The organism is Pseudomonas sp. HLS-6 (assembly GCF_002753995.1).
Lineage (GTDB): Bacteria > Pseudomonadota > Gammaproteobacteria > Pseudomonadales > Pseudomonadaceae > Aquipseudomonas > Aquipseudomonas defluvii.
Map to the genome: position 1 here is coordinate 332,956 of NZ_CP024478.1, position 18,783 is coordinate 351,738.

At 61.7% G+C, this 18,783-nt stretch carries 17 protein-coding genes; 12 read left to right on the forward strand and 5 right to left on the reverse strand.

What is annotated here, in order from left to right; translation table 11 throughout:
* Positions 1-53: 53 nt before the first annotated feature.
* The 3 genes from ftsX to ftsY are packed head-to-tail and all read right to left on the reverse strand — an operon-like array spanning position 54 to position 3,177.
* Positions 54-1,082, reverse strand: coding sequence for a permease-like cell division protein FtsX (gene ftsX, locus CS390_RS01490; protein WP_065757981.1), 1,029 nt, complete (start codon positions 1,080-1,082; stop codon positions 54-56).
* Positions 1,079-1,750: a cell division ATP-binding protein FtsE gene (gene ftsE, locus CS390_RS01495; RefSeq protein WP_010222191.1), complete on the reverse strand. Its 672-nt coding sequence runs from the start codon at positions 1,748-1,750 to the stop codon at positions 1,079-1,081. Before ftsE ends, ftsX begins: the two co-directional genes overlap by 4 nt.
* The gene (gene ftsY, locus CS390_RS01500) at positions 1,747-3,177 is read right to left on the reverse strand and encodes a signal recognition particle-docking protein FtsY (RefSeq protein WP_099773319.1); all 1,431 of its coding nucleotides are present in this window, start codon (positions 3,175-3,177) and stop codon (positions 1,747-1,749) included. Before ftsY ends, ftsE begins: the two co-directional genes overlap by 4 nt.
* A gap of 230 nt (positions 3,178-3,407) precedes the next feature.
* Here ftsY and CS390_RS01505 point away from each other — a divergent pair, with 230 nt between their 5' ends.
* From CS390_RS01505 to CS390_RS01530, 6 genes are all read left to right on the forward strand, one after another.
* Positions 3,408-4,763 carry a pitrilysin family protein gene (locus CS390_RS01505; protein ID WP_065758165.1) on the forward strand — a complete coding sequence of 452 codons (1,356 nt, stop codon included), beginning with the start codon at positions 3,408-3,410 and terminating at the stop codon, positions 4,761-4,763.
* A complete protein-coding gene (locus CS390_RS01510; protein ID WP_099773320.1) occupies positions 4,756-6,252 on the forward strand; it encodes a pitrilysin family protein in 1,497 nt (498 codons plus the stop codon). The genes CS390_RS01505 and CS390_RS01510 overlap by 8 nt, the downstream gene beginning before the upstream one ends.
* Positions 6,252-6,845, forward strand: coding sequence for a 16S rRNA (guanine(966)-N(2))-methyltransferase RsmD (gene rsmD / locus CS390_RS01515; protein ID WP_065758167.1), 594 nt, complete (start codon positions 6,252-6,254; stop codon positions 6,843-6,845). Before CS390_RS01510 ends, rsmD begins: the two co-directional genes overlap by 1 nt.
* Positions 6,846-6,964: 119 nt before the next feature.
* A complete protein-coding gene (locus CS390_RS01520; RefSeq protein WP_099773321.1) occupies positions 6,965-8,317 on the forward strand; it encodes a pitrilysin family protein in 1,353 nt (450 codons plus the stop codon).
* On the forward strand, positions 8,310-9,752 hold the full coding sequence (locus CS390_RS01525; RefSeq protein ID WP_099773322.1) for a pitrilysin family protein: 1,443 nt from the start codon (positions 8,310-8,312) through the stop codon (positions 9,750-9,752). Before CS390_RS01520 ends, CS390_RS01525 begins: the two co-directional genes overlap by 8 nt.
* A gap of 59 nt (positions 9,753-9,811) precedes the next feature.
* Positions 9,812-10,810: a hydrolase gene (locus tag CS390_RS01530; protein ID WP_099773323.1), complete on the forward strand. Its 999-nt coding sequence runs from the start codon at positions 9,812-9,814 to the stop codon at positions 10,808-10,810.
* On the opposite strand, the gene CS390_RS01535 is transcribed toward CS390_RS01530, so the two are convergent.
* Both CS390_RS01535 and CS390_RS01540 read right to left on the reverse strand, forming a co-directional pair.
* Entirely contained in the window at positions 10,807-11,661 is an 855-nt protein-coding gene (locus CS390_RS01535) for a sulfurtransferase (RefSeq protein WP_065758171.1), read from the reverse strand. The two genes, CS390_RS01530 and CS390_RS01535, sit on opposite strands and share 4 nt — an antisense overlap.
* A 51-nt stretch (positions 11,662-11,712) precedes the next feature.
* Positions 11,713-12,378: a TetR/AcrR family transcriptional regulator gene (locus CS390_RS01540; protein WP_065758172.1), complete on the reverse strand. Its 666-nt coding sequence runs from the start codon at positions 12,376-12,378 to the stop codon at positions 11,713-11,715.
* 154 nt (positions 12,379-12,532) lie between these two features.
* Here CS390_RS01540 and CS390_RS01545 point away from each other — a divergent pair, with 154 nt between their 5' ends.
* From CS390_RS01545 to ggt, 6 genes are all read left to right on the forward strand, one after another.
* Positions 12,533-13,969: a coniferyl aldehyde dehydrogenase gene (locus tag CS390_RS01545; RefSeq protein ID WP_099773324.1), complete on the forward strand. Its 1,437-nt coding sequence runs from the start codon at positions 12,533-12,535 to the stop codon at positions 13,967-13,969.
* Positions 13,970-14,026: 57 nt separating this feature from the next.
* Positions 14,027-14,518, forward strand: coding sequence for a twin-arginine translocation pathway signal protein (locus CS390_RS01550; RefSeq protein WP_099776506.1), 492 nt, complete (start codon positions 14,027-14,029; stop codon positions 14,516-14,518).
* 22 nt (positions 14,519-14,540) lie between these two features.
* Positions 14,541-16,139 carry a GMC family oxidoreductase gene (locus tag CS390_RS01555; protein WP_065758174.1) on the forward strand — a complete coding sequence of 533 codons (1,599 nt, stop codon included), beginning with the start codon at positions 14,541-14,543 and terminating at the stop codon, positions 16,137-16,139.
* A gap of 112 nt (positions 16,140-16,251) precedes the next feature.
* A complete protein-coding gene (coaD, locus tag CS390_RS01560) occupies positions 16,252-16,731 on the forward strand; it encodes a pantetheine-phosphate adenylyltransferase (RefSeq protein ID WP_065758175.1) in 480 nt (159 codons plus the stop codon).
* Between the two features lie 107 nt (positions 16,732-16,838).
* The gene (locus CS390_RS01565; protein ID WP_065758176.1) at positions 16,839-17,090 is read left to right on the forward strand and encodes a YfhL family 4Fe-4S dicluster ferredoxin; all 252 of its coding nucleotides are present in this window, start codon (positions 16,839-16,841) and stop codon (positions 17,088-17,090) included.
* A complete protein-coding gene (gene ggt / locus CS390_RS01570) occupies positions 17,090-18,778 on the forward strand; it encodes a gamma-glutamyltransferase (RefSeq protein WP_099773325.1) in 1,689 nt (562 codons plus the stop codon). Before CS390_RS01565 ends, ggt begins: the two co-directional genes overlap by 1 nt.
* Positions 18,779-18,783 lie beyond the last annotated feature (5 nt).

Below are 18,783 nucleotides of genomic sequence, written 5' to 3' on the forward strand. Positions count from 1 at the left end.
AACCCAGAACAAGTTCCCCCAAACGCTACGTCAATGCAGGCAAAAAGACACTTTTATCGCGGTGCGAGCTCGCTCAAGTGACGAGCGACCGCAATCCAAGCACCGATATACCCTAACAACACTGCACCAAGCAAGAGCGATAGACCATCGGCTGGCGGCACACCTGCCAGTGCGAAATCGCTACCGTAGAGGCCAGAAAGCCCGATCACCGCATCATTCAGCCAGTTCAAGCCAAATGCCAGCACGCCCCAGGACAGTACACCTGCGCCAAATCCGTAGAGTGCGCCCATGTACAGGAACGGTCGACGGACATAGCTATCGGTACCACCGACCAGCTTGATGACTTCAATTTCGATGCGGCGGTTCTCGATATGCAGACGAATAGTGTTACCAATTACCAGCAGCAACGCCGAGACCAGCAGCACGGTCAGACCGAATACAAAGCGGTCACCCAGCTTCAGGATCGCTGCCAGGCGCTCGACCCAGACCAGGTCCAGCTGGGCCAGTTCAACCCGTGGCAGTTCGGCCAGGCGCTGGCGCAAGGCCTCGAGGGCCGGTTTGTCGACTTCCTTCGGGGTGACCACGATTACACCGGGTAACGGGTTTTCGGGCAGCTCGCGCAGGGCTTCGCCCAGGCCGGACTGCTTCTGAAACTCGTTGAGGGCTTGATCACGGCTGACAAACTCTGCCTCGGCGACACCCGCAATGCCTTTGATCTGGTCGCGCAAGGCTTCGCCGTCACGGCTGCTGGCGTCCAGCTTCAGGTACAAAGAGATTTGCGCTGCGCGCTGCCAGGAGCCGCCGAGCCGCTCGACATTGCTCAGCAGCAATGACAGGCCCATGGGCAGACTCAGGGCGACGGCCATCACCAGGCAGGTGAAGAAGCTACCAATCGGTTGTTTGCCCAGGCGACGCAGGCTGTCGAGCAGGCTCGAGCGGTGGCTTTCCAGCCACGCATGCAGCAGGGTGCCGAAGTCCGGGCCGTCATCGTCGTCGTTGCCGCGTTTTTTCTTCTCCGGGGCAGGGTCGGCCGGTTTCGGTGCCACCCGCTCGGAAACCTTGGGACTACGTGTTGCACTCATTGCCCGGCCTCCCCATCGCCGATCAGACGGCCGCGCTGCAAGGTCAGCATACGGTGACGCATGCGTGCGATCAGTGCCAGGTCGTGGCTGGCGATCAGCACGCTGGTGCCCAGGCGGTTAATGTCTTCGAAAACACCCATGATCTCTGCCGCCAGGCGCGGGTCAAGGTTACCGGTCGGTTCGTCGGCCAGTAGCAAGGCCGGGCGGTGAACGATCGCCCGGGCGATACCGACACGCTGCTGTTGCCCTGTGGACAAGTCGCCGGGGTACAGCTCGGCTTTGTCCGACAAGGCCACGCGTTCAAGTGCGGAGTCGACCCGCTTGGCCACCTCGGCCTTGGACAGGCCAAGAATCTGCAGCGGCAGGGCGACGTTGTTGAACACGGTGCGGTCGAACAGCAACTGGTGGTTCTGGAACACTACGCCAATCTGGCGGCGTAAGAACGGGATCTGTGCGTTGCTGATCTGCCCCAGGTCCTGGCCAGCCAGCAGCAACTTGCCGCTGGTCGGACGCTCCATGGCCAGCAGCAGGCGCAGCAAGGTGCTCTTGCCGGCGCCGGAATGGCCGGTGACGAACAGGAATTCGCCCCGACGTACCCGAAAACTCAATTCATGCAGGCCAACGTGACCATTCGGATAGCGTTTGGCGACCTGTTCGAATCGGATCATGGATGCTCCCGCTCGGCAAACAGTGCTTTCACAAAGGGTTCGGCCTCGAAGGTCCGCAGATCGTCGATGCCTTCGCCCACACCAATGTAACGAATTGGCAAGCCAAACTGCTTGGCCAGGGCGAAGATCACCCCGCCTTTGGCGGTGCCGTCGAGTTTGGTCAATGCCAGGCCGGTCAGCTCAACGCTCTGGTTGAAGTGCTTGGCCTGATTGATGGCGTTCTGCCCAGTGCCGGCGTCCAGCACCAGCAGGACTTCGTGTGGGGCAGCCGCATCGAGTTTGCCCATTACCCGACGGACCTTCTTGAGTTCTTCCATCAGGTTGTCTTTGGTGTGCAGGCGGCCTGCGGTGTCGGCGATCAGCACGTCGATACCGCGGGCTTTGGCGGCCTGCAGTGCGTCAAAGATGACCGAGGCCGAGTCGGCGCCGGTGTGCTGGGCAATGACCGGGATATTGTTGCGCTCACCCCACACCTGCAACTGCTCGACTGCGGCGGCACGGAAGGTGTCGCCTGCTGCCAGCATGACTTTCTTGCCTTCAAGCTGCAGTTTCTTCGCCAGTTTGCCGATGGTGGTGGTCTTGCCCGCGCCATTGACACCGACGACCAGAATCACGAAAGGCGTGCTCTGCGACTGGATGCGCAACGGTTGTTCAACAGGCTTGAGCAGGTCGGCCAGTTCGCCTTGCAGCGATTTATACAGGGCATCGCTGTCAGCCAACTGCTTGCGCGCGACCTTCTGGGTCAGGCTCTGGATGATTACCGATGTGGCTTCAACGCCGACGTCGGCGGTCAGCAGACGGGTTTCGATTTCGTCGAGCAGGTCGTCGTCGATGGCCTTCTTGCCCAGGAACAGGCTGGCCATGCCTTCGCCGATGCTGGCGCTGGTTTTCGACAGGCCTTGCTTGAGGCGGGCAAAGAAACCGGTTTTGGCTTCTTCGGTACGCTCTGGCGCTGGCTCGACTGGCGCAGCCACAGGCGCAGGTGGCGCTGCCTGAGCGACCGGCGCAGGTACGACCGGTGCAGGTGCAGGTTCGGCGGCTGGCGCAGGCGCTGCAACCACCGGCGGGGTCGATTCGAGCGGCGCCACCGGTGCGTCGCGATGGGGAATCGGGGGCGGCGAATGCGGCTCGAGGTCAGCCATCAGTGCCACCGGCTCCTCTGGAACCGGCAAGGTCAACCCGGCATGCGGTGTTGCCGGGGCCGCAGCGGGGGCAACCTCTGCAACAGGCGTTGCGGGTGTCGGGGCCGAAACAGGGGCGACGTTGATCGCCGGCTCGGCGACGGTTGGCGCGACCTGCTCAGGTACATCCTGGGCGGGCGGCTGTGGCTGTTCGACAACCGGCTGCTTCTTGCGCAGCCAACCGAACAGGCCCTTCTTTTCACCGGCCGGGGCCGGGTTCTTTTTGTCGTCGTTGGAACCAAACATGGAAGACGGCTATCTCAGGGTAGCGATGCGCCACTGTGGCGCCTCAAAAAATTCTTTCAACGCAGAACAGACTATGTTTAAACCGGCTTGTTCATGCGCACATTTTGTCGAGAAGCCTTCGGGCTTGAACCCCGACAGGCATGGTCGTCTGGCAACCGGATCAGTATCCTAGCACCTCCTCGCCCGCAGACGCTAAGACCAAGCGGGCAGTCCTACAGGTTGAACAACGAATGAATGCTCTAGCCCGCCGTGCCACTGGCCTGCTGCTCAGCACAGTTATTCTGCCGTTCGCGGCCTTTGCCGCCGATCCGCAGCCCACTCACGAGTTCACCCTCGATAACGGCCTCAAAGTGGTCGTACGCGAGGACCACCGCGCCCCCGTGGTGGTTTCGCAGGTCTGGTACAAGGTGGGTTCCAGCTATGAGACGCCGGGGCAGACCGGTTTGTCCCATGCCTTGGAGCACATGATGTTCAAGGGCAGCGAGAAACTTGGCCCTGGCGAAGCTTCTCGCATCCTGCGTGACCTGGGCGCCGAAGAAAACGCCTTCACCAGCGATGACTACACCGCCTATTACCAGGTGCTGGCCCGCGACCGTTTGCCGGTGGCCTTTGAGCTGGAAGCCGACCGCATGGCCAGCCTGCGCCTGCCTGCCGACGAATTCAGCCGTGAAATCGAAGTCATCAAGGAAGAGCGCCGCCTGCGCACCGACGATCAGCCGACTGCCAAGGCGTACGAGCGGTTTAACGCGATGGCTTACCCGGCCAGTGGCTACCACACACCGACCATCGGCTGGATGGCCGACCTTGAGCGCATGACCGTCGAAGACCTGCGCCATTGGTACCAGTCCTGGTATGTGCCGAACAACGCCACCTTGGTCGTGGTCGGCGACGTCACTCCAGACGAGGTCAAAACCCTCGCCCAGCGCTTTTTCGGCGGTATTCCCAAGCGTCCTGTGCCCTCGGCGAAGCTTCCGCTGGAACTGGCCGAGCCTGGCCTGCGCCAGCTGACGCTGCATGTGCGCACCCAACTGCCGAGCCTGATCTACGGCTTCAACGTACCGAGCCTGGCAACCGCCAAGGACCCGCGTACCGTACACGCCCTGCGCCTGATCTCGGCCCTGCTTGATGGGGGCTACAGCGCCCGCCTGTCTACCCGCCTCGAGCGTGAGCAGGAACTGGTTTCCGGGGCGTCTACCAACTACGACGCCTTTGCCCGTGGTGACAGCCTGTTCGTGATTTCGGCCACGCCCAATACCCAGAAGAACAAGACCCTGGCCGACGTCGAGGCCGGTATCTGGAAACTGCTCGAAGAGCTGAAGACCACACCGCCGTCGGCTGAAGAGCTTGAGCGTGTACGCGCCCAAGTGATCGCCGGGTTGGTCTACAACCGCGACTCCATCAGCAGCCAGGCCACCACCATTGGCCAGTTGGAGACGGTTGGCCTGTCCTGGAAGTTGATCGACAACGAACTGGACGAGCTGAAAAACGTGACCCCGGCTGATATCCAGAAGGCCGCGAGCACCTACTTCACCCGCGAGCGCCTGAGCATCGCCCACGTATTGCCCGAGGAAAAGGCTCATGAGTGAGCGCACGACTCCCCGTTACACCCTGATGGGCCTGGGTATCCTGCTGGCGGTGGCACTGCTGGCATTTTTCCTGGCCCGCCCCGCCCAGTCCGATAACGCTGCAGTCGCGGAAAAACCGGCGGCAAAGCCAAGCAATACCTTGCAGTCGCTGGCTGAGCTCGACGACAAGGCGCCGAGTCGCCGCCAACTGGATATCCAGACCTGGAACACCGCTGAGGGCGCCAAGGTGCTGTTCGTCGAAGCCCGTGAGCTGCCGATGTTCGACCTGCGCCTGACTTTCGCTGCAGGCAGCAGCCAGGATGGCGATGCCCCTGGCTTGGCGACCCTGACCAATGCCATGCTCAACGAAGGCGTTGCCGGTAAGGACGTCAGTGCCATTGCCGAAGGTTTCGAAGGCTTGGGGGCCGATTTCGGTAACGGCGCCTACCGCGACATGGCCGTTGCCACCCTGCGTAGCCTGAGCAGCACGAGCAAGCGTGAGCCTGCGCTCAAACTGTTCGCTGAAGTGGTCGGCAAGCCGACGTTCCCGAGCGATGCATTGGCGCGAATCAAGAACCAGTTGCTGGCGGGTTTCGAGTACCAGAAACAGAACCCCGGCAAGCTGGCGAGCCAGCAACTGTTCGAACGCCTCTATGGCAGCCACCCCTACGCTCACCCGAGCGATGGCAATGCCAAGAGCATTACCCCGATTACCGTCGAACAACTGCGTGCTTTCCATGCCAAGGCCTACGCCGCAGGTAACGTCGTGATCGCACTGGTGGGTGACCTGAGCCGCGAAGACGCTGAAAAGATCGCTGCCCAGGTGTCTGCCGCGCTGCCTAAAGGCCCGGCACTGGCCAAAGTTGCCGAGCCGAGCGAGCCCACGCCGGGCGCCAGCCATATCGACTTCCCGTCCAAGCAGACCCACCTGCTGCTCGCCCAATTGGGCATCGACCGCAACGATCCGGATTATGCCGCGCTGATGCTGGGTAACCAGATCCTGGGTGGCGGTACATTCGGCACGCGGCTGATGAGCGAAGTACGGGAAAAACGCGGCCTGACCTACGGGGTGTACTCCGGGTTCACGCCGATGCAGGCACGTGGGCCGTTCCTGATCAACCTGCAGACCCGCGCCGAACTCAGCGAGGGCACCCTGAAACTGGTTCAGGACATTCTGCGTGACTACCTGAAAACCGGCCCTACCCAGCAAGAGCTGGACGACGCCAAGCGTGAGTTGGCCGGCAGCTTCCCGCTGTCCAATGCCAGCAACGCCAGTATCGTTGGCCAACTGGGCGCTATCGGCTTCTACAACCTGCCGCTGACCTACCTGGAAGACTACATGCAGCAGTCCCAGAGCCTGACCACCGAGCAGGTCAAGGCGGCGCTGAACAAGCACCTGGTGGCTGACAAGATGGTCATCGTTACGGCGGGGCCGAGTGTGCCGCAAAAGCCGTTGCCACCCCCTACAAACAAACCCGCCGAGCAACCGCTCGGTGTTCCGGAGCATTAATGGCCAGTCCATCCGCAAAACCGGCCCGTGCCCACAATGGCCAGGGCCAACTGCGCATCATTGGCGGCGAATGGCGTAGCCGTCGTCTGAATTTCCCCGACGGCCCAGGCTTGCGCCCGACCCCGGACCGGGTGCGAGAAACCCTGTTCAACTGGCTGGCTGCCTACATCGAAGGCGCGCGTGTGCTGGATGCTTTCAGTGGCAGCGGGGCGTTGTACCTTGAGGCGTTGTCGCGCGGTGCCGCCTCTGCGGTAGCGCTGGACAACAATCCGGCTGCGATTGCCAGCCTCAAGCAGAACCTGGAACTCCTGCGTTGCTCGCTTGGCCAGGTGATCCAGAGTGACGCCCAGCGTTACCTGCAGGGCGAGCCAGGTGCTCCCTTTGATGTGGTGTTTCTCGATCCGCCGTTTCACCAGGACCTGCTGAGCACGACCTGCAGCCTGCTTGAAGAGCGCCAATGGCTGGCGCCACGCGCGTGGATCTACACCGAGAGTGAGACCGCGCCGTCGAGCCTGCACATGCCCGGCAACTGGCGGTTGCACCGGGAGAAAAAGGCCGGCCAGGTGCACTACGCGTTGTGGCAGCGCAGCTGATCGCACATCAGGCCCGCCGCTCGGCGGGCCTGACACCTCAATAACTATCTACACCCATCCCCTTTGGCAGAACACAGAAGCTACTCCGGCAATTGATGCCACTTTATGGAGTACTTCCCATGATCAAAAAAACCTTGCGATGGGCGCTCGCCTGTCTTGCCCCCGGCCTGCCGCTATTGGCAACGGCCAGTGAACCCGCCCCCTTGCAGCACTTCACCCTCGACAATGGCCTGCAGGTTATTTTGCGAGAAGATCGCCGTGCCCCTCTCGTTGAATCGCAGCTGTGGTACCACGTCGGCTCCAGCTACGAATACCCCGGCCAATCGGGATTGTCCCATGCACTGGAACACTTGATGTTCGAGGGCAGCAGCAAAATCGGCCCCGGCCAGATTGCAAAGATATTCGGCCGCATCGGGGCCACGGAAAACGCCTTCACTACACATGACGCCACGGTTTTTCACCAGACCTTGCCCAGCGACCGGCTTGCAATCGCCCTGGAGGCAGCCGCTGACGCGATGGAAACTGCGCGTTTGGGCGCAACGGAATATGCGCGTGAGATCGAGGTAGTAAAGGCTGAGCGCCGCCGCCGCGTGGACAACGCGCCGATCATGTTGGCTCAGGAACGGGTCCAGGCCCACGCCTATGCACAGAGCAGCTACCGGACGCCGACAATTGGTTGGGCAAACGACCTTGAACAGATGCGCGTCGAGGAGCTGCGGCAGTGGTATCGCGACTGGTATGTCCCCAACAACGCCACCCTTGTGGTGGTGGGTGACGTAAACCTTGAAACGCTTAAACCCTTGGTTGAGCGCTATTTCGGCGCCATTGCGCGCCGAGACACTCCGGTGAAGAAAGTGCCTCGCGAGCAGGGTAGCGTGGGCGAGCGTCGCCTGGACCTGCGCCTGCCCCAGTTGGAGCCTGGCCTGATACTGGCCTTTAACGTCCCCAGTGCTGCAACGGCTGAAGCGCCTCATCTGCCCCTGGCATTGCGCCTAATTCCTCAGATACTCACGGAAGGCTTCAGTTCACGCATGAACGCCCAACTGATCCGTCATGAAAAAATGCTGTCCTATGTACAGTCTTCCTACGAGCCCTACCGGCGCGGCGACACACTGCTGACGCTGGATGCGTTCCCAAACCCGACCACCCAGCCCGCATTGGCTGACGTCGAAATGCGGATCTGGGAAATGCTCGAAGCACTCAAGTCCACGCCACCTACAGCAGCCGAACTGGCACGTGCCAAAGCGCGTTTGATCGCTTCGCAGGTGTATGTCCGCGACGAATTGGGTGCACAGGCCGACGCCATCGGCGAGTTCGTCGGCAGCGGTTTACCGCTGACCTACCTCAACGACGAAATCCAGGCACTGCAAGCTGTCACCGCCGAGGATGTTCAGCGCGCCGCTCAAAGCCTGTTGACGCGTGAGCGTTTGACCATTGCCCATCTGCAGGCCAAGGAGGCCGACCATGAATAACCTCACGGCACGTATGCGTCATGGCGTGATTGGCGTATTAAGCGTTGCGCTCTTCACCCTGATGAGCTCTACCGCCGCAACAGCAACGGACGAACTGTTCGGTGGGCTTACCTCGCCTCACGAGATTGATCTGCTCAGCCACCCCGAGATAAAGCAGGACATTCAGACCTGGCGTACCGATGCAGGCACTCAGGTGCTATTCGTGCATTCGCCTGGCCTGCCCATGTTTGATCTGGTGCTGAAGATTGATGCCGGCAGCGTCCGGGATGGCGACACGCCCGGGTTATCAGCGCTTACCGTGAGCATGCTCAACGAAGGAACCAAGGACTACAACACCGACGAAATTGCCGAACTGTTCGAGCGGCACGGCGCTAAGTTCTCGACCCGTTACGAAGCGGACTCTGTCTCTGTTTCGCTGCGCAGCCTGAGCGCTGCCGAGCACCGTATACCGCTGGTTGAGCTGTTCGCCGAGGTGGTTGGCAAGCCCGCACTGGGCGCCACTCAGTTGCAGCGGTTGAAAGGGGAGATGCTCAATCAGTTGAACGATGACAACAATTGGATGCCGTTTTTCCTGAAGAACGAGTTATATGCCCAGCTCTTTCGTGGCCACCCCTACGCCCAGCCGTCAGGGGGCACGCCAGAGGGTATTGCAGCGGTTACCCGCGAAGCCTTGCACAGGTTTCACAGCCAGACCTACACCCCCCAGAACATGGTCATTTCACTGATCGGTGATCTGGCGCTGGAGGAGGCCAAGGCCATTGCCGAAACCGTTAGCCAGGCGCTGCCCGAGGGGCCGGCTCAACCTCCGATTGCCAGTACGCCAGAAGCTGAGCCTGAGGTTCTGCATTTTGAGCGCTCGAATGCACAAACCGATGTCATGCTGGCATTTCCGAGCGTCACGCTAGACGACCCGGATTACGTTGCCATGGAGATTGCCAGTATTTTATTGGGCAACCATCCCAACGCACGTCTGACGAATGAACTGCGCCATAAACGTGGGCTGACCTATGGTGTTGTGGCCACGTTCATGCCGTTCAAGGCTGGCGGGTCGTTGCAGATCAAATGGGATGTAGAGCCTCGCTACAACGAGGCTTCTCAAGCGTTGGTCAGTGAGATGCTGGAGACATTCCTGCGTAACGGCCCCACCCAGGAAGAGCTGGACCTGGCCAGACAGCTATTTCGTAGCGAAGCGCTCAACTCAATTTCGGTCAACGCCCTCGCGGTGCGGAAAATTTCTGCCATAGGCTTCAACGGTAGGCCGCTTGATTACATTCAGCGGCAACAGGAAGAGGCTTTCGCCTTGACGCCAGAGGCTGTCAGGCTTGCCGTAAATCGCAACTTAGACCTTAAGAAGTCGGTGTTCATCAGTGTTGGTCCCGAGGTGCCTCAGGAGCCGTTGCCCGAGCTATTGTTGATTACACAAGCCGACGAATAGTGGCGGTACAACGATTATGGTTTGTGGCAACTTAGTTGACGCCAGAAGAGGAATCGAAGTTGCCCCAGAGCCTCAATACACCCGTATTTCGCCCAGCCCCCGGGCTGGGCAACCCCCATCTGCAAACCTTGTGGGGGCCGCTATGGCGCAAGCTCGCCCAGCCGTCACGCAGCCGTGAGCGACTTTGGTTAAAGGACGGTGATTTTCTCGACCTGGACTGGTACGGCCCGCACCGCATTGATGCTCCCCAGGTACTGCTGCTACATGGCCTGACGGGGTCCTCATCATCGCCCTATATCCTCGGCTTGCAGCAGGCACTCGCGGAGCAGGGCTGGGGCAGTGTTGCGGTGAACTGGCGAGGCTGTTCAGGCGAGCCGAACCTGTTGCCGCGCAGCTACCACTCTGGCGCCAGCGAGGACCTTGCCGAAGTCATTGCTCACCTGCAGGCTCAGCGCCCTATTGCACCGCTCTATGCTGTTGGCTACTCGCTGGGTGGCAACATACTGCTTAAATACCTGGGCGAGACCGGTACAGCCTGTCCTTTGCAGGCCGCCGTGGCGGTGTCGGTGCCGTTTCGCCTGGATCAGTGTGCCGACCGAATTGGCCAAGGCTTTTCGCGGGTGTATCAAGCCCATTTCATGCGCGCGATGCGGGCTTACGTGAAAGACAAGCAGCGGCATTTCCAGCGCCACGGCCATCAGGAGGGGTTGTCGGCTATCGAGCGCCTGGGGTCACTGGAGCATTTGCGCACGTTCTGGGATTTCGACGGCAAGGTCACCGCGCCGCTGAACGGCTTTGCCGACGCCCATGACTATTACCGGCGTTCATCGAGCCGTTACTTTCTCGGGGAGAATCGGACGCCAACGCTGATCATCCAGTCCAGCGATGACCCCTTCGTGTTTCGCCACAGCCTGCCGGGTAACAACGAGCTGTCGACGCAGACCACTCTGGAACTGCATGCCCACGGTGGGCATGTCGGTTTTATCGACGGGAGCCTGCGCCACCCCGGCTATTACCTGGAGCGGCGCATTCCGCAGTGGTTGGCCAGCGGTGCTTAATCGCCGGTGGCGACAGCGTTTTGCGGGTCGGTAATCCACTCGCTCCAGGAACCGGCGTACAGCGTTGCCAGCGGGTAACCGGCCAGGCACAGGGCAAACAGGTTATGGCAGGCGGTCACGCCTGAACCGCAATAGGCCACCAGGTTTTCTGGCTGACGCGCGCCCAGAACAGCAGCAAAGCGTTGACGCAGCTGCTCGGCCGGCAGGAAACGGCCATCAGCGCCCAGGTTATCGGTGAAGGCTGCGCATTGGGCGCCCGGGATATGCCCTGCGACCGGGTCGATAGGTTCTACTTCGCCACGGAAACGCGGCAAGGCACGGGCATCAAGCAAGGTCAGCTCCGGTGAGCCCAGACGTTTGTTCAGTTGCTGCGCCGAAACCAGCATGGCCTGATCCGGTTTGCCGGAAAAATGTCCTTCTCGTTTTTCTGCGGGGTCCAGGCTCAACGGTAACCCTGCGGCGTGCCAGGCCTTGAGCCCGCCGTCGAGCACATAGACGCCACTACGCTTGCCCAGCCAGGCCAACAGCCACCAGGCTCGCGCGGCAAAGGCGCCCGGGCCATCGTCATAAAGCACGACGTCACTGTCGTTATCCACGCCCCAGCTTTGCAGGCGTTCAATCAACCGCCCTGGCTGGGGGAGCGGGTGACGTCCACTCACGCCCTTGACCACCGGGCCGCTAAGGTCGCGCTCCAGATCGGCGAAATGCGCACCGGCGATATGCCCTCCGGCATAACTGCGCTGACCGTAATCGACATCGTCCAGGGCAAAGCGGCAATCGAGCACCACCAGCTTTGGCTGTTCGAGCCGTTCGGCCAGTTGCTCAGGGCTCATCAGTTGCGCGAGGGGCATGACCATCTCCTTATTGTTCAAACTAGGGGTGAGTAGCAAAGGCTGGGGGCGTCACTGCTCCAGTGCCTTGTTCAGCGAAACGTAGAATTCTTCACACAGGGCATCCACTGCCGGGCGCGCCTGGGCGGTGACGAAGCCCAGCTCAAGTACCAGCACCTGATAAACGCCACGCTTGAACGCTTCCTCACTCAGGTGCGCGGAATGCTCGCGGGTCGTGCAGAGAAACCGCACCCAGGAGGTCAGCACGATCCAGGCGTTGAGCGTCAGCGACTCGATCTGTACGGCGTCCATCGCAACGATGCCGGCTTCGACGAAACCGCGATAGATCGCCTGCCCCTGCAGCAGGCAGCGTTGAGAAAAGCGGCGGTAACGCGAGGCCAGTTCCTGATCGCTGTCGAGCAGGTGCTCAAGGTCGCGGTGCAGGAAGCGATAGTTCCACATCGCGGCCAGCAATTCCTTGAGGTAGAAGCGCTTGTCTTCCACGGTCGCCATCCGCCCTTCGGGCGGGCGCAGGAAGCTGTCCACCTGTTCTTCGTACTGCGTGAACAATACGGCGATGATTTCCTGCTTGTTGGCAAAGTGGTAGTACAGGTTTCCGGGCGAAATCTCCATGTGAGCGGCGATGTGGTTGGTACTCACACTGCGCTCGCCTTGCTGGTTGAACAGCTCCAGGCTGTTCTGCACGATGCGTTCGCGGGTATTGATTCGTGGGGCCATGGGTCAGCTCCCAAAACATGAGCTTGAATGATTAGGCCCATCTTACGGTTTATCGACCGCAGGATGTACCCGGCCAGAGGCTTTTAAAATTGGTACAACAGTGCAATATTAGAGCATTAGCTCTATTCATATTGCCCCTGTCGTGGAGCACTGCATGACCGTCGACACTGCCAGTACGCTACCGCTAGCCACTGCACTTGATGCAATGAACGCGACCTTTGCCGCTCAACGACAGGCCTTTGCCGGTAACCCGATGCCGCCTGCGGCCCAGCGTCGGCAGTGGTTGAAGCACCTGCGCCTGGCGCTGTTGGAGCATCAGGACGAACTGGTCGAGGCGATTGGCTGCGATTTTTCCACGCGCAGTGCCGATGAAACCCTGCTGGCCGAACTGATGCCCAGTGTTCAGGGCCTGCGCCATGCCGAGCGACACCTGCAGCGTTGGATGAAAGCGGCTCGGCGCCCGGTCGGCCTGGCGTTCCAGCCTGCCCGTGCGCGGGTGGAGTACCAGCCATTGGGCGTAGTCGGGGTGATCGTGCCCTGGAACTACCCGCTGTTTCTTGCCATAGGTCCGCTGACCGGTGCTCTGGCAGCCGGCAACCGAGTGATGCTCAAACTTAGCGAAGCGACGCCGGCCACTGGCGATCGGCTCAAAGGCCTGCTGCAGAAGGTCTTTCCCGATGACCTGGTCAGTGTGGTGCTGGGCGAGGCCGAGGTTGGCGAGGCGTTCTCGCACTTACCGTTCGACCACCTGTTGTTCACGGGCGCGACCTCCATCGGGCGCAAGGTCATGCAGGCCGCCGCACAAAACCTGACCCCCGTGACGCTGGAACTTGGGGGTAAATCCCCGGCGATCGTCTCGGCGGATGTACCACTGGAGGCTGCAGCCGAACGGATTGCTTTTGGCAAAACCCTGAATGCCGGGCAAACCTGTGTTGCCCCGGACTATGTACTGGTGCCTGAACAGCGCTTGGCCGGGTTTGTCGACGCCTACCGCAAGGCGGTACAGCGGTTCTATCCACAGATCGCAGGTAACCCGGACTACAGCGCCATCATCAACACGCGCCAGTTGGCCAGGCTCAACGACTACCTCAGCGATGCGCGCGACAAGGGCGCACAGGTGCTCGACCTGTACCCCGGGGAGCACAGCGAGGGCCGGCAGTTGGCACCTCACGTGCTGCTGCAGGTCAACGACGACATGCGGGTCATGCAGGACGAAATCTTCGGCCCGCTGTTACCTGTTGTGCCCTATCGCCAGCTTGACGATGCCCTGGCCTACGTCAACCAGCGGCCTCGCCCGCTGGCGCTGTATTACTTCGGCTATAACCGCCGAGAGCAGCAGCGCGTGCTGGAGCAGACGCACTCCGGTGGGGTGTGCCTGAACGACACCCTGTTGCATGTTGCTCAGGATGACCTGCCGTTTGGTGGCGTCGGCCCTTCTGGCATGGGCCATTACCACGGGCATGATGGTTTCCTGACCTTCAGCAAGGCTAAGGCTGTGCTGGTCAAGCAGCGATTGAATGCGGCACGGCTGATCTACCCGCCTTATGGCAAGGCCCTGCAAAAGCTGGTGTACAAACTGTTCATCCGTTAATCGGCGATACCCCCGGGCCCAATAACAATGACGACATGCCTGCCTGACCTGCACACACTGAACCGGCGCAGCCTGCTCAAATTGGGGCTCGGCGCCACCGCGCTGCTTGCCACGGTTGGGCTGGGTGGTTGCACACCGGCGCCGTCGGCCAAGGGCTTGCAGGTACTGCGCGACAGCGACCTGCCGATGCTGCGGGCGCTGATCCCTGTGGTTCTGGAAGGCACGGCTGCAGTGCACACGGTGGAGGCGGTGCTGCGTAGCCTGGATGACAAGCTCGCCTGCCTCTCCCCAGCCATGCTGAAACTGACCCGGCAGCTACTCGATGTGCTGAGCCTGCCCCTGACCCGAGGCCCGCTCACCGGCGTATGGGGCGCGTGGGACCAGGCGAGTAGCGAGCAGATCCATGCCTTTCTGAAACGATGGCAGCACAGCACCTTCGACCTGCTACGCATGGGGCATGGCTCGCTGCTTCAACTGTTACAGATGGCGTGGTACAGCCTGCCCGATGCGTGGGCCGACTGTGGCTACCCCGGCCCGCCGAAAATCTGACCCCCTTATCCAGAGCACCGACATGCCCGTACCCGATCTGTTCCGCGAAGGCCTGGCCCGCGGCTGGAAGACCTACGACGGTTCGACACTGAGCCAGGATCTGACGCTGGAAGCCGATGTGGCGATCATCGGCAGCGGTGCCGGCGGCGCTACCACTGCCGAGTTGCTCAGCGCCGCCGGGCTCAAGGTGCTGCTGATCGAAGAGGGGCCGTTGAAGACCAGTAGCGACTTTCACCTGCTCGAAGACCAGGCCTATGCCAACCTCTATCAGGAGGGCATCGGCCGCATGAGCAAGGACGGCGCCATTACCATCCTGCAAGGCCGGGCGGTCGGTGGCACGACGCTGATCAACTGGACCTCAAGTTTTCGCACGCCGGCGCAAACCCTGGACCACTGGGCCACCGAGCACGGGGTCAAAGGCCACAGTGCCGAAGCACTGGCGCCATGGTTCGAACGCATGGAAAAGCGCCTTGGCATTGAGCCCTGGGCCATGCCGCCGAATGCCAACAATGAGGTGCTGCGCCGCGGCTGTGAGCAGTTGGGTTACGCCTGGAAGGTCATTCCTCGCAATGTGCGTGGCTGCTGGAACCTGGGCTATTGCGGTATGGGGTGCCCGGTCAACGCCAAGCAGTCGATGCTGGTCACCAGTATTCCGGCGACGCTGGAGCGCGGCGGCGAGCTGCTGTACCTGGCCCGTGCCGAGCGGCTGGTGCATAACGGCGAACGTATCGCACAGTTGGAGTGTGTGGCCATGGACAGCCGCTGCGTTTCGCCCACGGGCCGGCGCATCACCATCAAGGCGCAGCACTATGTGCTGGCCGGTGGCGGTATCAACAGCCCGGCCTTGTTGTTGCGCTCCGATGCGCCAGACCCACATCAACGTCTTGGCAAACGCACCTTCTTGCACCTGGTCAATTTCAGCGCCGCGCAGTTCAAGGACACAGTGAACCCGTTTTACGGCGCCCCTCAGTCGATCTACTCCGACCATTTTCAATGGCGTGACGGCGTTACCGGGCCAATGGCCTACAAGCTGGAGGTGCCGCCCCTGCACCCGGCGCTGGCCAGTACCCTGCTAGGTCACTTTGGTCGCGAGAATGCCCTGCGCATGGCGCAACTGCCGAACACCCATGTCATGCTGGCACTCATGCGTGACGGCTTCCATCCACAGAGTGTCGGTGGCGAGGTGTCGCTGCGTGATGATGGTTCACCCGTGCTCGACTATTCGATATCCGATTACACCTGGGATGGCCTGCGTCGCGCCTTCCACAGCATGGCCGAGATCCAGTTCGCCGCTGGGGCCGAGGCGGTGCTGCCGCTGCACAGTGACGCGCATTACGTGAAAAGCCTGGCCGAAGCCCGGCTGATGATCGACGGCCTGAACCTCGAACGCTTTCTTGTCCGCTTGGGCAGCGCCCATGTCATGGGTGGCTGCGCCATGGGTGAAGACCCGCGCCAGGCGGTGTGCAATAGCCTTGGCCAGCATCATCAGTTGGCCAATCTGTCGATTCACGACGGCTCGTTGTTCCCTACCAGCATTGGCGCCAACCCACAGTTATCGGTGTATGGCCTGAGCGCCAGGCTCAGTGATGCCTTGGCCAAGCGCCTGTCGAAAGGCGGGTGACAAGCCTTATTCATGCTGTCTATAGTGCCATCAGCCTGTGCATGCGACTTGGCCGACTGCAGAGGCTGCGCTACCATCCGACTCCCCAACGCACTCCTGCCAGGACGACGCGATGAACCGAGTGTTGTACCCAGGGACATTCGACCCTATTACCAAGGGCCATGGCGATCTGGTCGAACGCGCCTCGCGCCTGTTCGACCACGTGATTATCGCGGTTGCCGCCAGTCCCAAGAAGAACCCGCTGTTCCCACTGGAACAACGGGTCGAGTTGGCGCGCGAGGTCACCCGTCATCTGCCCAATGTCGAAGTCATCGGCTTCTCCACGCTGCTGGCGCATTTTGCCAAGGAGCAGCAAGCCAATGTCTTCCTGCGAGGTTTGCGCGCAGTGTCCGACTTCGAGTACGAGTTCCAGCTGGCGAACATGAACCGCCAATTGGCCCCGGATGTCGAGAGCCTGTTCCTGACGCCCTCCGAACGCTATTCGTTTATCTCCTCCACCTTGGTGCGTGAAATCGCAGCCTTGGGTGGAGACATCAGCAAGTTCGTTCATCCAGCGGTGGCCGACGCCCTGACCCAACGCTTCAAGAAGTGATTCTTCCGGCCTGAACCGAGCGCCCGCGTGCATCGCGGGCGCTAATGCGGCACAATTACGCCATTGGTTTTCACATGCCAGGGCCAGATGCCCAGGCCGGAGTCCCCATGTCCCTGATCATCACCGACGACTGCATCAACTGCGACGTCTGCGAACCCGAGTGCCCGAACGCCGCTATTTCCCAGGGCGAAGAGATCTACGTGATCGACCCGAACCTGTGCACCCAGTGCGTCGGTCACTACGACGAACCGCAATGCCAACAGGTTTGCCCGGTTGACTGCATCCCGCTGGATGAAGCCCACCCAGAAACCCATGAAGAGCTGATGATCAAGTACCGCAAGATCACCGGCAAGGCCTGATGACCGGTAGCGCCGCGCTTCGCTCACTGTTGCTTGGCGCCGCGCTGGCGCTGTGTGCCACGCAGGCCTTGGCCGACGGCCCGGGGCGGGCGGCGATTGCCAGCCCGCACCCGGAAGCCACGGCAGCCGCCCGGGAAATGCTGGAGCAGGGCGGTAACGCGTTCGATGCGGCAATTGCCGTGAGTGCCGCCCTGGCGGTGGTTGAGCCTTATGGCTCGGGGCTGGGTGGCGGCGGGTTCTTCCTGCTGCGCCAACCCGGCTCACCGGCCCGCTATCAGTTCATCGATGCCCGCGAGCGTGCGCCGGGCAAGGCCACCGCGACCCTGTACCTCAAGGACGGCAAGGTTCAACCGGGCCTGTCGATCAATGGGCCGCTGGCTGCCGCTATTCCAGGCCTGCCTGCCGCGCTGGCCGACCTCGCTGCCAACTACGGCAGGCTGCCGCTAAACCGCTCGCTGGCGCCGGCCATTCGCCTGGCCAATCAGGGTTTTGCTGTCGACCGGGTTTACCGCGACCGTGCCCAGATGCGCCTGGCTGCCCTGCGTGACGACCCGGAAAGTGCGCGCTTGTTCTTGAAAGACGGTGACGTCCCGGCGTTGGGTACGTTCATCCGCCAGCCTGAACTGGCCGTCACCCTGACACGCTTGGCCGAGCAGGGTCATGACGGCTTCTATGCCGGCGCCACGGCCAAGGCACTGCTCAGTGGCGTGCAGGGTGCAGGCGGTATCTGGCGCCAGGACGACCTGAACGACTACCGCGTCGTTCACCGTGAACCGTTGCGCTACCCGCTGGCTGAGCACCGCGAGCTGATCAGCGCACCACCGCCGTCTGCCGGTGGTGTGGCCCTGGCACAGAGCCTGGCCATGCTTCAGCGCCTGCCCTGGCAGAGCGCCGACAGCGTACAGCGCAGTCATTACGTGCTTGAAGTGCTGCGCCGCGCCTACCGAGACCGTGGCCTGCTTGGCGATCCGGATTACGTCAGTAACCCGATCCCCCAGTTGCTTTCGCGCGGTTACCTGCAGGGGTTGGCCGATGGCATTGATACCTACAAGGCGACCCCCAGTGCCGATTTGCCGCCAGCGCCGGCCTGGCGCGAAGGCGACCACACCACTCATTTCGCGGTGATCGACGCCGAAGGCAATGCGGTAGCGGCCACCTTGTCGGTCAACCTGCCGTTTGGTGCCGCCTACAGTGCCCCTGGTACGGGTGTGGTGCTGAACAATGAAATGGACGACTTTGCAGCAGACCCCAGCGGCAGCAACAGCTACGGGCTTGCCGGCAGCCAGGCCAATGCGGTAGCCGCCGGCAAGCGCCCGCTGTCGAGCATGAGCCCCACGTTTATCGAGAGCCCCAGCCAGTTCGCCGCCTTTGGTACGCCTGGCGGCAGCCGCATCCCGAGCATGGTGCTGTTATCGGTCATGGCGTTTCTTGATGGCCGGCCCGTGGCCACCTGGCCAGCGGTACCGCGCTACCACCACCAGTACCTGCCGGACGTGGTTGAACACGAGCCGGGGGCGTTCAGTGCCGAGCAGCAGCGCGAGTTGCAGGCGCGTGGTTACACGCTCAAGGACGTGGGCCGCGCCTATGGCAATCAACAGGTGCTGTTCTGGGATAAGGCCGGGCACACCCTGGAGGCGGCCAGCGATCCACGCGGGCTGGGCACCTCCGAGGTATTCAGCCCGCGCTGAGGCGG

Coding starts and splice junctions, on each gene's coding strand:
- ftsX (WP_065757981.1), bottom strand. CDS start 1,082: ATGAGTGCAACACGTAGTCCCAAGGTTTCCGAGCGGGTGGCACCGAAA.
- ftsE (WP_010222191.1), bottom strand. CDS start 1,750: ATGATCCGATTCGAACAGGTCGCCAAACGCTATCCGAATGGTCACGTT.
- ftsY (WP_099773319.1), bottom strand. CDS start 3,177: ATGTTTGGTTCCAACGACGACAAAAAGAACCCGGCCCCGGCCGGTGAA.
- CS390_RS01505 (WP_065758165.1), top strand. CDS start 3,408: ATGAATGCTCTAGCCCGCCGTGCCACTGGCCTGCTGCTCAGCACAGTT.
- CS390_RS01510 (WP_099773320.1), top strand. CDS start 4,756: ATGAGTGAGCGCACGACTCCCCGTTACACCCTGATGGGCCTGGGTATC.
- rsmD (WP_065758167.1), top strand. CDS start 6,252: ATGGCCAGTCCATCCGCAAAACCGGCCCGTGCCCACAATGGCCAGGGC.
- CS390_RS01520 (WP_099773321.1), top strand. CDS start 6,965: ATGATCAAAAAAACCTTGCGATGGGCGCTCGCCTGTCTTGCCCCCGGC.
- CS390_RS01525 (WP_099773322.1), top strand. CDS start 8,310: ATGAATAACCTCACGGCACGTATGCGTCATGGCGTGATTGGCGTATTA.
- CS390_RS01535 (WP_065758171.1), bottom strand. CDS start 11,661: ATGCCCCTCGCGCAACTGATGAGCCCTGAGCAACTGGCCGAACGGCTC.
- CS390_RS01540 (WP_065758172.1), bottom strand. CDS start 12,378: ATGGCCCCACGAATCAATACCCGCGAACGCATCGTGCAGAACAGCCTG.
- CS390_RS01545 (WP_099773324.1), top strand. CDS start 12,533: ATGACCGTCGACACTGCCAGTACGCTACCGCTAGCCACTGCACTTGAT.
- CS390_RS01555 (WP_065758174.1), top strand. CDS start 14,541: ATGCCCGTACCCGATCTGTTCCGCGAAGGCCTGGCCCGCGGCTGGAAG.
- coaD (WP_065758175.1), top strand. CDS start 16,252: ATGAACCGAGTGTTGTACCCAGGGACATTCGACCCTATTACCAAGGGC.
- CS390_RS01565 (WP_065758176.1), top strand. CDS start 16,839: ATGTCCCTGATCATCACCGACGACTGCATCAACTGCGACGTCTGCGAA.
- ggt (WP_099773325.1), top strand. CDS start 17,090: ATGACCGGTAGCGCCGCGCTTCGCTCACTGTTGCTTGGCGCCGCGCTG.